This is a genomic window from Trichococcus sp. ES5 (genome assembly GCF_900067165.1).
Taxonomy (GTDB): domain Bacteria; phylum Bacillota; class Bacilli; order Lactobacillales; family Aerococcaceae; genus Trichococcus; species Trichococcus flocculiformis.
In genome coordinates this window covers 191,147-205,151 of record NZ_FJND01000004.1, presented here as the reverse complement: position 1 = coordinate 205,151, position 14,005 = coordinate 191,147, and the positions used below count along the sequence as shown (strand labels likewise).

Here is a 14,005-nt window from a genome sequence, read left to right as displayed (position 1 = left end):
TGAACAGAGCAGCGTACTTATCTTCAATGACTGACCAGGGAATCGAATCTGCTTTTTTGACCCAACGGTTTTCTGGGTTCATCGTAAGGCCCAATGGCTGATCGAAGTCATAAATGGTTAATTGCCGATTCGTCTGCTTTTTGTACATTTTCATCGCCTCTTTGTATCATTTTTGAAAAAAGTGCACGGGTTTTTGGTATTTCCCTCTGGAATCCATGCATCTATTATACCAAAAAACAGCTAAAAACGCTGTTGCGATAAGGTTTGTTAATTATTCAGTAGACATTAAATACTTCCACAATTCTGAAATCCTGATATACAACAAACACCTATAAAATTGGATACATTCCCTTCGTATCCAATCTTGTAGGTGTGCTCAATATGAAGACTACTTTAATTTAATTTATTTTATTTGTTGGAATGCTTGATCTAAGTCTGCGATGATGTCATCCGCATTTTCAATTCCAATGGACAAGCGGATCATGTCTCCGGAAACGCCCGCAGCCATCAAGTCCTCTTCGCTCAGTTGGGAATGGGTTGTGCTTGCCGGATGGATGACCAAGGATTTCGCATCTGCAACGTTCGCCAACAGGGAGAACAGTTCCAGTTTGTCAATCCATTCGATTCCGGCTTGCTTCCCGCCTTTGATACCGAATGTAAAAATCGATCCGGCTCCTTTAGGGAAGTATTTATCTGCCAAGGCTTTGTATTTACTGCCTTCCAATTCCGGATAACTCACCCATGATACTTTTGGGTGGTTCGCGAGGTAGGTAACAACTTTACGGGTGTTTTCCACGTGGCGTTCCACGCGCAGCGACAGCGTTTCGATCCCTTGCAACAATAGGAAAGAGTCGATCGGCCCGATGCAAGCACCGGTGTCGCGCAACAATTGCACACGAATTTTGGTTGTGAATGCTCCCGGGCCTAGGTCGGTATAGACCAAGCCGTTGTAGTGTTCATCAGGTTCCGTGAAACCAGGATATTTACCGCTCCCTTTGTAATCGAATTTTCCGGATTCAACTATAACGCCGCCCATTGTCGTGCCGTGGCCGCCCAAAAATTTTGTAGCGGAATGGACAACGATATCCGCGCCGAATTCGAATGGACGAATCAGGTAAGGCGTCCCGAAGGTGTTGTCGACGATCAAGATGATGCCGTGTTTATGCGCAATGTCAGCCACTTTTTCGATGTCAATCAGATTGATGCTTGGGTTGCCAATCGATTCGATGAAGAGTGCTTTCGTTTTCTCGGTTATGGCTGCTTCAAAGTTACCCAGATCATCTGGATCGACGAAAGTCGTTTTGATCCCCAAATTCTTCAACGTTGCACCGAACAAGTTGTATGTTCCACCGTACAGAGTACTCGCAGCGACGATTTCATCGCCAGCGCCCGCAACGTTCAGGATTGCGTATGTGATTGCTGCCGAACCGGAGGCAACTGTAATACCTGATGTTCCGCCTTCCAATGCCGCAACGCGTGCATCCACGACTGCCGTGGTAGGGTTTGTCAAACGGGTGTAGACGTTTCCTGCATCCGTCAAAGCAAAACGTCCAGCTGCTTGTTCAGCACTGTCAAAAACAAAAGCGGTTGTTTGGTAGATTGGGACCGCACGGGCACCAGTCACGGGATCCGGCACTTGCCCCGCGTGTACTTGTAATGTTTCAAAGCTATAATTATTTTCTGACATCTATTATCTTTCCTTTCGAGGTTTGCTTCTGAGTATATTAACTCAGTATGTTTAGATATCTGCAGTAACTCTAGCAAATATTGATAAACAAATGCTATCATGCCAACTTAATTTTGAATATCATATATTACAGGCCAAGTATGATAGATAAAAACGAACACAAGCACAACTTCTAGGAAATCTCCCTATTTATTACCTGTGTACATTCTTGTGATAGATGCTCTTCTTCTCATCCAAGAAAAAATGTTAATTATTTACTGCATCACAAATGATTTTGATTACATCTATTATCCTTCATTCCCGTGTAAATTATAACGAGGAATGCAAAAAACATTGATATAAAAGGAATTTTCTGGCTATTCCTATTGAATTTCCGCACTTACCACGTTATAATTATAACGTGGAAAGGCGTGATTTTATGAGTTTAGTATATGTAACCAACAAAAAGAACGGCACTACCTATGTTTACGAATCAACCAACTATTGGGATAAAGAAAAAAAACAGTCGCGCAGCAAGCGTGTCTGCATAGGAAAACTGGACGAAGCTGGGAACCTGGTTCCCTCTAAGCGATTGGCTATGCCGCCGGCATTAGCACCTGCAAAGCAAGGGCCGGTACCATCCACCGTCATGAAACGAAGCTTCTACGGAGCGACCTATCTGTTTGACAAAATCGGAGAAATGCTTGGTGTTACAGCCGATCTAAAAGCTTGCTTTCCTGAAAGCTATAAGCAGATACTCTCGATTGCCTACTTCTTGATTTTGGAAGATCGCAATACGATGCTTCGTTTTCCAAAGTGGGATCGCACCCATTCCCATCCTTACGGCAGCTGTATTCCCTCGCAAAGAAGCAGCGATCTGCTTGCCTCGGTTACCGAAGAAGCTAAAAATCGTTTTTTCAGCCTGCAGGCTAAGCGACGGACGGAGAATGAATATTGGGCTTATGATACTACCAGTGTTTCCTCCTATTCAGAGTCTCTTAAGCAAGTCAAATACGGTATCAACAAGGACCACGATCCGCTTGCGCAGATCAATCTTGCTTTGTTGTTTGGTGAAGAATCTGGCTTACCGTTTTACTACCGCAAGTTAGCAGGCAATATAAGCGATGTCAAAACAGCGAAGCACTTGCTTGCCGATCTAGGCAATCTTGGTTTTAGCAAGGTCAAACTCGTAATGGACCGAGGGTTTTACAGCAAGGAAAATATCGATGCCTTGTACCAAAATCATTTGAAATTTTTGATGGCCACAAAAGTATCCCTGAAATACGTGCAGGAAGAACTGAACAAGGTTCGAGATAACATCCGCACACGCGCTAATTACAATGCCAGCTATCAACTTTACAGCCATACTGCAACGATAGACTGGGAGTATTCACAGAAACGCCCGTACAAAGGCGATGTGATTGAAGGGAAACGGCGGATGTACCTGCATCTTTATTTTAGCGGTGAAAAAGCACTGGAGCACGAGAACCGTTTCAATGCGCTTCTTGATCGGCTCGAAGCAGAACTAGTTTCCGGGAACCGCAAAGCAGAACACGAAAAGCAGTACGCTAAATACTTCGAAATCACTTCAACACCAAAACGCGGGACAAAGGTAACCCCCAAAAAAAAATCCATTACCCAAGCGGAAAAAGACTACGGATTCTTTGCCCTCATCAGCAATGAAATCAAGGATCCCATCGCCGCTTTAGATTTGTACCGTAACAAAGACATCGTTGAGAAAGCCTTTGGAAATCTTAAAGAGCGGTTGAATTTACGGCGCATAGCCGTTTCATCAGAAAGTTCGCTTGAAGGAAAATTATTCGTGCAGTTTATTGCATTGATCTATTTATCGTACATCAAAAAGCAGATGTACGAAAAAGGGCTGTATAAAAATTATACGATGCAGGAATTACTGGACGAATTGGATGTCATTGAGGCATTTGAAAATCCAGGCAGTGCAGTGCGAGTGGGTGAGATTACGAAGAAGCAGTCGCAATTATATAACACCTTAGGTGTTGTGCCCCCGACCACGTTATAATTTTTTGGGAATCTAGGTATTATCTAGGTTTGGTATTTTCTGATTATTGAGAACTCAAAAAAGAATCCGATGCGCCATTCGGAAGATAATTAAATCCAATAACTAAAAAGAGGGGCTGTCTCAAGGTCATTTGAAATCGACTTTGAGGCAGTCCCTCTTTATGTGGTTTTTAGCATAAGTTGACATAGCTGATTACAGCATTAAAAAATGAACCCGCTCGGCGGTTATTTTCACCAGTGATAATGTTAATAGAACTCAATTATAACTTCATCGTAACCATTGGAGCTATAATGAGAAATCAACAATAACTCTGCTCTTTTGTCTGCCTCTTCCAAAAAGCCATTACTAATTTTTTCTTCTTCAAGTTGTTTTTTATGAGCATTTATTTCGTCAATGATGGTCTGAGTGGGATAATCCGAAAATATATTTCCTTTGACATCCTCCACTTTCGTTTTTTCGGTCTCAACAACATTATCGAGTATATAGGATTTCGGGACTTTGACTAATAATCGTTTGGAAACTTCATCATACGATGGTTTAACCTTAGAAAAATCTGTTCCGGCCTTTAGATATCCAGAATATTCGATTAATTTGATTGCCTCTGCAAAATTAAAATCAGGAAATCCGGGTACTGGTATAGTCCTATCTGAACGGCTTATGATTACATTACTGTATTCATACTTTAATGTTGCCAATTCTGAAAGTTCCACTAATTTTTCCTGCGTTAAAGCTGTTTCTGATGTTTTATTAGTTTGGATGGAAATTATTTCAGTTTTGTTTAGTATAAATAATCCGGCTGTCAAAACAAACACTATAGTAAGTATTGACACTAGCCATTCCTTTAGTTTTGTCATAATTACATACTCCTCACATTTTAATCTTAAGACTATCCCTTCATTTTTATTATGCCCTAATCAGAGAATGGATCTGGAAATAGTAAATGCTTTCTCTATACCACAAGCTTACCTGAATGGCTTTCTCGCAATTTTAGAGATGGCATGTCGGAATTTTCCCCATTGCTCAGGGTATTCATTAATTCCATGCTTTGTAACTGTATGGCCGTCCATCACTATTTCAACATGCCATTGTGTCCCATCAAGGGTGCCCGGATCTACATATTCGGCTTCCCAATTCAACAAATTTAATAATTCCAACTGTTCAAGTAATTTTTTTGCAGTCGCCGATCTAATGCTTCTATAAACTGATTCTTCTAGTTTTCCTTCGCCGCCATGAGTCCAGGTGACCGAATTATTCTCCAAATCTACCTCTACTTGATGATAACCACCAAAATAACCACCGACGTATGTTTCAATCTTTTTAATTTTTTCGTATTGGCTCATAAGCATTTCCTTTATTGTGCACTAAAATAGAAGGACGCCGAAAAATTTTCGTCATAAGAAATCAAGAAGTTATCTCCTATTGGAGCGTATTTAACTACACGGCCAGATGCCTCTGCTCCAGGAAAAATATCAGTATAACCGAATTCGTTACCATCGAGGCTAGCGTATGCATCTTGGGATATTTCACTGCCGGAAGATGAAACAATTTCAAAATCCTGTGATGTCGTATAAGCTGTATCTTGATTCCCGTCCAACAATTTCATCGTTACATCAAAAATGACCCATTCCATGCCTTCAGGAGGTGCTTCATTGAATTGATTTTCAGCCATTAGGGTGTCCAAGGCAGCCTGACCTTTTGTGATGCCGTTGATCTGAAGGGAAATGGTTCCTTCATAGTTCTCCGTCCAATCCTCATTGGAATACTCAACCGGAATTTCAATGGCTTGACCTAAAGGCACTGGATTGCTTCTTTTTCCGGCTGCAGAGGACTCGATAGTAGAATCTTCTGTGCTGGTTTCATCGACTGGCTCGGTTTCCTCAAAAGCACCCTCCAGTTCGGTGCTGAGTGACATAAAGCCCGACATGACCACATCCATCATTTCATCAGTAATTTCCGTGATATACCACTCGTTGTCCTCTTTAACTAAATCGATTTTCAATGTTTCTTCTTTGAACGTTTCCGAAACGATCTCTGCCTGTTCCTTCATCGTATCAGCAAACATCTGATTCGTTTCCTCTTCGGTCATTTCCGTACCACTGAATGCCAAAGGTAACATTTTCATGAATGCGGAACTGATTGTTGCTTTAATCAATGGTGCACCATCAACATATTTCGCGTTCATAGTCACGACCGCTTTGTCACCGTCAATTTCACTTCCGGTTACTTCATAAGTCATTTTCTCAGCGTTGGTTTTGAAATATTCCAGTAGATATTCATTCGATTCATCGGTCAGCAGTTCTTCCGGATCCGTCACTTCTTCCTCATTCGTAGAAAGGACTGCAGCTGCCATAGCTTCGGTATCAAGTTGTTGCCCGGCCGTGAAAAACTCCTCTACCGTTGATTCAGGTTTTGCGCCACTACAGCCGGCTAATAAAGCTAGTGACAGCATCGATACTGCGATTGTTCTCCATTTTCTCATTCTCTTACTCCTCCAATTTTCGAATTGTGATCCTAAGCATCCTTCTATATAAACACCTACGGATTACCCAATTGATTAAGCAAATGTTTCTGTGCCTGTAGTATCGCCCATTGATTGAGTCCTGCATCTTATACTCTGAATATCAATTACCGAGCATTCTGGAGTACGCCAATCAAGGAATATTTATTTTAATATAATTGTACCACTATACGGATGTTATTCAACATTATTAAAGGAAACTTCTGCCCAGAAGACATTCATAACTTAAAGGAGCGTATCGATACCTCATTCCATGAATCTATGTTATAACTATATTTGAATGATTTTAGAGGAGGTACCTATGCTTAAACGTTTTTTCGGCTATTATAAACCCTACAAGCATCTGTTTTTGCTTGATTTTTGTTGCGCTATTTTGGCGGCTGTCCTGGAACTTTCTTTCCCGGTCGTTGTCAACAGCGTCATTGATTCCATTTTGCCTTCCGGGCAGTGGAATTTGATTCTCTTAGTTTCGCTGGGGTTGTTGGTTTTGTACATCGTCAACACTGCGATGCAATATATCGTCGTTTATTTCGGTCACGTGCTCGGGGTCAACATCGAGACCGATATGCGCCGTGAACTTTATGGCCATATGCAGAAGCAGCCTTTCAGCTACTATGATGACCAACAGACCGGCAAATTGATGGCGCGGCTGACGACGGATCTGTTCGAAATCTCCGAAGTGGCGCATCACGGCCCTGAGGATATTTTCATCACCATCATCACCTTGTTGGGATCCTTCCTGTTGATGCTGCAGATTCATGTGCCGCTGGCGATCGCCACTTTCGTCATGATTCCTTTCATCACGATCGCGCTCGTATTTTTCAACAAGAAAATGACGAAGATCAATACCCGCATTTTTGAAGATCTGGGTGAATTCAGCGCAGGTATCGAAGCGTCGGTCAGCGGCATCCGTGTCGTGCAGGCTTTCGCGAACGAAGCCTATGAAGCGAAACGGTTCGAGGGGCTGAATCAAGCCTATCGCCGTTCCAAGATGGCCTTCTACAAAATGATGGGCATCAGTTCTTCCTATAACTATCTGCTGATCCGGTTGATCAACCTGTTTGCGTTGTTCTTCGGCGTCTACTACACGATCCAAGGCCAACTTTCCTACGGCGAGTTCGTCGGGTTCATCCTCTTGTCCAACATTTTTGTGCGGCCGATCGAAAAAGTGAACACGATGATCGAAAGCTATCCGAAAGGCATCGCCGGTTTCAGACGCTTCACCGAAGAGTTGGACCGCACACCGGATATTCTGGATAAACCCGGTGCCATCGAAGTGAGCCATCTTAATGGCGATATCGTCTATAGCCAAGTGTCGTTCGGCTATGACGGTTCCAAAAAAGTGTTGGACGGGATCGATCTGAAGATCCGTGCTGGTGAGACAGTCGCTTTCGTCGGTCCCAGCGGCGCCGGGAAAACGACCTTGTGCAACCTCCTTCCCCGCTTTTACGAAGCTACGGAAGGGACCATCACTGTCGACGGCATCAACATCCAAGATCTGACGCTCCGTTCCTTGCGCAACCAAATCGGCGTCGTGCAGCAGGATGTCTTCCTCTTCCCGGGAACCGTCAGGGACAACATCGCCTACGGTAAATTGGATGCGAGCGATGCCGAAATCGAACAAGCCGCCCGGATGGCCAATCTCGACAAGGTCATCGCAGAGATGCCGCTTGGATTCGATACGATGATCGGAGAGCGCGGGGTCAAATTATCCGGTGGGCAAAAGCAGCGGCTTTCGATTGCGCGCATGTTCCTGAAAAATCCGCCGATCCTGATTTTGGATGAGGCGACTTCCGCGCTGGATACCGAGACCGAGCAAGTCATCCAGGAATCCTTGGATAACTTATCTAAAGGTCGGACGACATTGATCATCGCGCACCGTTTGACGACCATCAAGCATGCCGATCGGATCATCGTCGTCGATGAACAAGGGATTTCCGAACAGGGATCACACAAGGAATTGTTGGCTCAGGACGGAACCTACCGTCGTCTCTACGAGGCCCAGTTCTTGGGAATCGACCAGTGATTCTCAAAAGTAACTAAAGAAAAAACAAGAACGGCAACCCAGCGATTGGGTTGCCGTTCTTGTTTGTTATCAGTGATTCATTTATTCCATTGATTGGACGTAGCTGGCGGATTGTACCCCTGCTTGGCGTCCGAATACGATGATGTCCGCAACAGCATTGCCGCCGATACGGTTGCTGCCGTGTACGCCTCCGGTAACTTCACCAGCAGCGTAAAGGCCTTCGATAACAGTGCCTTCAGTGCTGATGACTTGTGCGTTGGAATTGATCTTTAATCCGCCCATTGTATGGTGGATTCCAGGTGCGATTTGAATTGCGTAGTATGGTGCAGCCGCTAATGGGTTAACCATACCTGTTGTACGGTTGAATGCGCCATCCACTTGGGAAGCGATCGTTTCATTCCATGAAGTCAACGTTTGAGCCAATGTTGCGCTGTCCATTTCCAATTGACCAGCCAAAGCTTCGATTGTTTCATCCGACTGGACAAAACCTTTTTCGATGTATGTGTTGACTGCTTTCACGCGGTCCTTCACGCCTGCATCAAAAATCAGGTAAGCATAGCCTTCTTCCAAAGCGTTGATCGCTGCCGAAACAGTGTCGCGGGTTTCCATTTCATTGACGAAACGTTCGCCTTGTTGATTCACAAGGATGGCGCCTTCGCCACGGATCGCTTCAGTGATCAGGTAAGAAGATTCTTGATGAACGGTTGGGTGGATCTGGATTTGATCCATGTCAACGACAGCGGCTCCGATGGCTTGCGCCATTTTGATGCCGTCGCCTGTCGATCCCGGTTGGTTAGTGGTTACATAGCCTTCGAGTTGCGGTGCAAGTTCCGTGACCATATCAAAATCGGCACCGAATCCGCCGGTTGCGATGATGACTGCATCGGATGAAACGGTGATTTCACCTTCGTTGTTGAAGTCGACTTTGACGCCGCTTGCTTTGTCATCCGTCATGACGATTTCAGTCACTGCGGAATTCACGAACACAGGAATCTCGCGTTCCATGATATTCGCATATAAGCCTTCGACCAAATATTGACCGACAGCAGAGCCGTCAGATGGACGGTGGGTACGGTTCACGCTCATGCCGCCCGTAACGGTGATGTTGTCCAAAGTGATTCCCATTGTGTCCAACCAGTCAATTGCAGGACCTGAATTGTCGACAAGGTAGTGCAATAATTCTGGATCGTTCGTATTTTTCCCGCCGGCTAACGTTTCGTTATAGAATAATTCATTTGAATCTGCGATGCCTTGTTCCTCTTGGAATTTCGTTGCGGATGCATTCATACCAGCGGATGATTTGATTGTGTTTCCGCCGTGGACCGGCATTTTTTCGAAGATGACCGGATTCAAGCCGGCATCTTTCGCTGAGATTGCAGCCGACATGCCGGAACCACCGGAACCGATGATAATGACGTCATAGCTTTCTTTCAGTTCTTCCGGATCAGAATAGGTAACCTCTGATGCGCCTGTCACAGCCTCCACTGATTCAGAACTTGCAGCAACCGATTCCTCACTTTCAACAGCAGCGCTTGAGTCTGCTGCGTTGTCCGTGTTCGCTCCACATCCGGATAACAACATAAACATACTTAAAGCAGAAAATAAGCCAATTCTCTTCTTCATTTTTTACTCCCCCATTTCTTCTACTTACTTTAATATTGTATTTTTTTTATCATGATTTGTACAGTAATAATTTTACAAATATCGCTTTCTGAAAATATTCTTATTTATAACCAAGATGGTACATCGGATACTTTTATATTTTATGCACAATCTTTTTACCTGTGAAGGCAATACATCAAAAAAACAGCAGCGAAACCAAGTATCTTCATATTGGGTTCGCCGCTGTTTTCTATTGATTCAGACGCTTCATTTCGGAAAGACTGCTAGCCTGTTCTTGGACATGCGGATCGTCTGAACCGGTTTTTCATAGAAATCATTCAATATTTCCTCTTTCAGCAAGTCCACAGTTTTGCCGGTCTTATGGATGGAACCGTCCTTCAGCAGCATCAGTTTCTTGAAGCAAGTCAGGATTTCCTCGGTGTGGTGGCTGACATAGATCATCGTTGGCCCTTCAGGCTCATCGGCGATTCGCTGGATATCCTCCAGAAGTTTTTCTTTTGCGAATAGGTCCAGGCCATTGCAGGGCTCGTCCAAAATCAGTATTTCCGGTTCGGCCATCAAAGCGCGCGCTATCAAAATGATCTGCTGTTGCCCTTGGGACAGGATGCCGTAGCGAAACCCGATCAATTCTTTGCCGCCGCATTTGATCAAGAGCTCCAGCGCCTGTTGTTTTTCAGCTTCAGTCGGGATGGTCCAGACGCCTATCGAAGCGAATTTCCCGCTCAAGACGATGTGTTCGGCGATGTCGTTGGGATTCAGCTGTTGCTGCAGGGCCGAGCTGACCCAGCCTATCCGTTTGCGCAACTCGGGGATGGCCGTCTGCCCGAAAGTCTCGCCCAACACGACCAGTTTGCCGCTGCTGGGCCACAGATAGCCGTTCAAGAGTTGCAGCAAGGTTGTCTTGCCGGAGCCGTTCAAGCCGAGTATGGCCCAATGCTCGCCTTTTTTGGCGTGCCAATTGATGTCGTTCAAAATTTTCCGTTTTTCGCGAATGACGTTCACGTGGTCGAATCTGATCATTCCATCACCCCATCTATAGTTTTGTGGTCATTAGGTATCTTTATTGCGAATATACCACATTTGCCCCATCCGGAAAAGGCTTTCGTCATCGTGTGCCCTGCGCAACAAAATAATGAGAAAAGCATCGCATCACACCGCAATGTCATCTATACTATAGAGTGAGGTGGAAAATGTATGGAACAGAATAAAGAAAAAGTATCCTTAATCATAGAAGGAGGCGCCATGCGGGGCGTCTTTTGCGCAGGAATCATCAGCACTTTGCTGCGTCAAGAAATCTACTTGGATTATGTCATCGGTGTCTCTTCCGGATCGGCCAATGGCATCAATTATGTCAGCCGGGACCTGACCCGCACGAAAGCTTCATTTGTTGATATCGCCGCCAATCCGGCCTTTTCGGGAATGAAATATTTGCTCAACGGACAAGGTTATTTCAATACCAAATATATTTATGAGGATGCAATCACGACCGATATCCCCTTTCAATTCGAGACATTCAAGCAAAATCCAACTTCCATGAAAATCGTTGTCACGGATATGGAAACCGCAAAACCTGTTTATTTCGATAAGGATGACATCGCAACCAGTGCAGAATTGGGTCTCAAAATCAGGGCATCATCCACTGTACCTTTGCTGATGCCCCCAACCCAAATCAATGGCAAATACTATCTGGACGGCGGTATCGTCGACTCGCTTCCGATTGAAAAAGCGATCGCTGACGGCAACCAAAAGCACGTGATTCTGCTTACGCGGCCGCGTGGCTATATCAAGGAAAAGCAGCGCTTCAGCGCCATCATCCGGCGCCATCTGCGGGCTTATCCCGAAGTTGTTGCAGCCATCGAACAGCGGCATATCGCCTACAACCGATCGATGGCGTTGATCGAGCAATTGGAACATGAGAACAAGGCATTTGTCATTGCGCCTGACCAGCTTTCCATAGGCAGGATGGAACGGAACGTGCAGCGTCTGGATGCTTATTATCAGTATGCCGAAAGGGCCGCGGAAAGGCAGCTGCCAGAGTTGCAGGACTTTTTGTCAAGCCGGTGAAGCGCACAAAAAAATCGTCCGGCACGTTCATTTTGGACAATTATTAGAAATAAGTGAAAATAATATGAAAATTACCGTTGACACTCTCATGTAAATCTTATATGATTATATCAATCACTTAAGCAATAACAAATCCATATAGAAATCAGGTATCCCATATGAAAACGATGAATCCACTAAACATTATTATCGTCTTAATGATCTAGGAGTTAAACACTGTAGAAATTTTTTACAGATTGTTTAAGTCCTATTTGTGGTAATCAAATGGGATGAAGCATCCCATCATTGACTGATGAGGATGCTTTTTTTTATTCATATTGCGGACAGTCATAGGAAAAACGAGAAATGGGGAGATAAAAATGGAATCCGAAATGAAAACTAAAACAAAAAAAGGCGTAACCCTTCTTGTTGAAGCGTTGAAAAATGAAGGTGTCGAAGTTCTGTTTGGTTACCCAGGCGGCGCTGTCCTGCACATCTATGATGAATTCTACAAATCCGAATCGAATCATGTTTTGACGAGACACGAGCAAGGCGCGGTCCATGCAGCTGATGGTTATGCCCGTGCTACCGGCAAACCTGGCGTCTGTATCGTTACAAGCGGACCCGGCGCAACGAATGCTTTGACCGGAATCGCGACCGCTCAAATGGATTCCATTCCATTGATTGTGATCACTGGCCAAGTGCATGAGGCAGGCATCGGTAAAGACGCTTTCCAGGAAACTGACATGATTGGCATGACCACACCTGTTACAAAATACAACTATCAAGTGCGTGATGCCAAAGATATCCCGCGCATCATCCACGAAGCTTTCTACCTGGCGAATACAGGCAGAAAAGGACCGGTTGTCATCGATATCCCGAAAAATATCGGTGTCCAGGAAGTGGAATGTGAAGACTGCACAGAAAATATCGGTCCAGTAAGAAACCTGCCGGGCTACAATCCGGAATGTTTGCCCGTACCGGAACAGGTCGCAAAAGTGAACGAAGCGATTGCAGCCAGCAAAAAACCAATCATTTTGGCCGGTCAAGGCGTTATTCACGCACAAGCTGAGAAAGAACTGTTGGCTTTTGCGGAATACTACCAAATTCCCGTTGTGAACACGTTGTTGGGTCTGGGAAGCTTCCCCGTCAAACATGAGCTTGCGTTAGGTATGGGCGGCATGCACGGCTCCTACGCCTCAAATATGGCTTTGATGGAGTGCGACTTGCTTCTCAACTTCGGCGCACGTTTCGATGACCGTGTCGCAAGCGATCCAACCAATTTTGCCCCGGAGGCTGTCATTGTCCATGTTGACATCGATAATGCCGAAATCGGCAAGATCATGCACACTGATATCCCAGTATTGTCTGATGCCAAATTGGCGTTGCTGATGCTGAATGATACGAAGCTGGCAGAAGTGCCTGATCACTCGGTTTGGTTCAATCACGTTATGGACAACAAAAAGCAACACCCTTTCCGTTACGAAAAATCCGATACGTTCATCAAACCGCAACATGTAGTCGAGTATATCGGCGAATTGACGAATGGTGAAGCCATTGTCGTAACGGACGTTGGCCAGCACCAAATGTGGGCGGCTCAATATTATCCTTTCACGCGTGGTAAACAATTGCTGACAAGCGGTGGCTTGGGAACGATGGGCTTCGGTATTCCGGCAGCTATCGGTGCTAAAATGGCTTACCCTGATAAAACGGTTGTCTGCTTCGTCGGAGACGGCGGCTTCCAGATGACCAACCAGGAATTGGCGATTCTGAACGCCAATAGGCTGGACGTGAAGTACTTTATTCTTAATAACGAAGTACTGGGCATGGTTCATCAATGGCAGAACAAATTTTACAAAGGCCGTTACTCTCATTCCGAGATTCCGGATTCACCTGATTTTGTTAAACTTGCTGATGCTTATGGCATAACGGCTGCGAGGGTATCCGATCCCGATAAAGTGGATGAAGCGATCCAGACAGCCTTGAATTATCCTGGTCCTTATGTCTTGGATATCCTGATTTCCAAAGATGAATTGGTATACCCTATGGTTGCTTCAGGCAGGCCAAATAACGAAATGGAAGGTGTGTAGG

At 44.9% G+C, this 14,005-nt stretch carries 10 protein-coding genes and 1 pseudogene; 4 read left to right on the top strand and 7 right to left on the bottom strand.

All coding sequences use genetic code 11. The features are described 5' to 3' along the window. Nucleotides 1-148: pseudogene (locus TES5_RS15335) on the bottom strand (IS5/IS1182 family transposase); the annotation flags it as partial. Nucleotides 149-403: 255 nt separating this feature from the next. Then, nucleotides 404-1,687, bottom strand: coding sequence for an O-acetylhomoserine aminocarboxypropyltransferase/cysteine synthase family protein (locus tag TES5_RS05645; protein ID WP_068560791.1), 1,284 nt, complete (start codon nt 1,685-1,687; stop codon nt 404-406). Between the two features lie 418 nt (nt 1,688-2,105). On the opposite strand from TES5_RS05645, the gene TES5_RS05640 reads away from it, so the two are divergent. Next, complete coding sequence (locus TES5_RS05640) at nt 2,106-3,704, top strand: IS1634 family transposase (protein WP_068560789.1); 1,599 nt, start codon at nt 2,106-2,108, stop codon at nt 3,702-3,704. A gap of 245 nt (nt 3,705-3,949) precedes the next feature. Here the strand turns inward: TES5_RS05640 and TES5_RS05635 are convergent, their stop codons facing one another. The 3 genes from TES5_RS05635 to TES5_RS05625 all read right to left on the bottom strand — a co-directional run bounded on the left by TES5_RS05635 (nt 3,950) and on the right by TES5_RS05625 (nt 6,183). Further along, the gene (locus TES5_RS05635; RefSeq protein ID WP_068560787.1) at nt 3,950-4,558 is read right to left on the bottom strand and encodes a DUF4230 domain-containing protein; all 609 of its coding nucleotides are present in this window, start codon (nt 4,556-4,558) and stop codon (nt 3,950-3,952) included. Between the two features lie 108 nt (nt 4,559-4,666). Further along, a complete protein-coding gene (locus tag TES5_RS05630) occupies nt 4,667-5,044 on the bottom strand; it encodes a hypothetical protein (RefSeq protein WP_068560785.1) in 378 nt (125 codons plus the stop codon). 11 nt (nt 5,045-5,055) lie between these two features. Continuing rightward, nucleotides 5,056-6,183, bottom strand: a complete 1,128-nt coding sequence (locus TES5_RS05625; protein ID WP_068560783.1) for a DUF4352 domain-containing protein — start codon at nt 6,181-6,183, stop codon at nt 5,056-5,058. Nucleotides 6,184-6,523: 340 nt separating this feature from the next. Between TES5_RS05625 and TES5_RS05620 the strand changes: the two genes are divergently transcribed. Next, the gene (locus tag TES5_RS05620; RefSeq protein WP_068560781.1) at nt 6,524-8,248 is read left to right on the top strand and encodes an ABC transporter ATP-binding protein; all 1,725 of its coding nucleotides are present in this window, start codon (nt 6,524-6,526) and stop codon (nt 8,246-8,248) included. Nucleotides 8,249-8,329: 81 nt separating this feature from the next. Here the strand turns inward: TES5_RS05620 and TES5_RS05615 are convergent, their stop codons facing one another. Beyond that, nucleotides 8,330-9,871, bottom strand: a complete 1,542-nt coding sequence (locus tag TES5_RS05615; RefSeq protein ID WP_068560779.1) for a flavocytochrome c — start codon at nt 9,869-9,871, stop codon at nt 8,330-8,332. A gap of 246 nt (nt 9,872-10,117) precedes the next feature. Beyond that, nucleotides 10,118-10,891 carry an ABC transporter ATP-binding protein gene (locus TES5_RS05610; protein WP_068560778.1) on the bottom strand — a complete coding sequence of 258 codons (774 nt, stop codon included), beginning with the start codon at nt 10,889-10,891 and terminating at the stop codon, nt 10,118-10,120. A 174-nt stretch (nt 10,892-11,065) separates the two neighbouring features. Between TES5_RS05610 and TES5_RS05605 the strand changes: the two genes are divergently transcribed. After that, entirely contained in the window at nt 11,066-11,935 is an 870-nt protein-coding gene (locus TES5_RS05605) for a patatin-like phospholipase family protein (protein ID WP_068560776.1), read from the top strand. A 371-nt stretch (nt 11,936-12,306) separates the two neighbouring features. After that, the gene (ilvB, locus tag TES5_RS05600) at nt 12,307-14,004 is read left to right on the top strand and encodes a biosynthetic-type acetolactate synthase large subunit (protein WP_232309295.1); all 1,698 of its coding nucleotides are present in this window, start codon (nt 12,307-12,309) and stop codon (nt 14,002-14,004) included. Nucleotide 14,005: the final 1 nt, after the last annotated feature.

What these genes read in the sequence shown, in the direction of transcription:
- TES5_RS05640 (WP_068560789.1), top strand. Translation starts at nt 2,106, where the DNA reads ATGAGTTTAGTATATGTAACCAACAAAAAGAACGGCACTACCTATGTT.
- TES5_RS05635 (WP_068560787.1), bottom strand. Translation starts at nt 4,558, where the DNA reads ATGACAAAACTAAAGGAATGGCTAGTGTCAATACTTACTATAGTGTTT.
- TES5_RS05645 (WP_068560791.1), bottom strand. Translation starts at nt 1,687, where the DNA reads ATGTCAGAAAATAATTATAGCTTTGAAACATTACAAGTACACGCGGGG.
- TES5_RS05615 (WP_068560779.1), bottom strand. Translation starts at nt 9,871, where the DNA reads ATGAAGAAGAGAATTGGCTTATTTTCTGCTTTAAGTATGTTTATGTTG.
- TES5_RS05605 (WP_068560776.1), top strand. Translation starts at nt 11,066, where the DNA reads ATGGAACAGAATAAAGAAAAAGTATCCTTAATCATAGAAGGAGGCGCC.
- TES5_RS05630 (WP_068560785.1), bottom strand. Translation starts at nt 5,044, where the DNA reads ATGAGCCAATACGAAAAAATTAAAAAGATTGAAACATACGTCGGTGGT.
- TES5_RS05610 (WP_068560778.1), bottom strand. Translation starts at nt 10,891, where the DNA reads ATGATCAGATTCGACCACGTGAACGTCATTCGCGAAAAACGGAAAATT.
- TES5_RS05620 (WP_068560781.1), top strand. Translation starts at nt 6,524, where the DNA reads ATGCTTAAACGTTTTTTCGGCTATTATAAACCCTACAAGCATCTGTTT.
- ilvB (WP_232309295.1), top strand. Translation starts at nt 12,307, where the DNA reads ATGAAAACTAAAACAAAAAAAGGCGTAACCCTTCTTGTTGAAGCGTTG.
- TES5_RS05625 (WP_068560783.1), bottom strand. Translation starts at nt 6,183, where the DNA reads ATGAGAAAATGGAGAACAATCGCAGTATCGATGCTGTCACTAGCTTTA.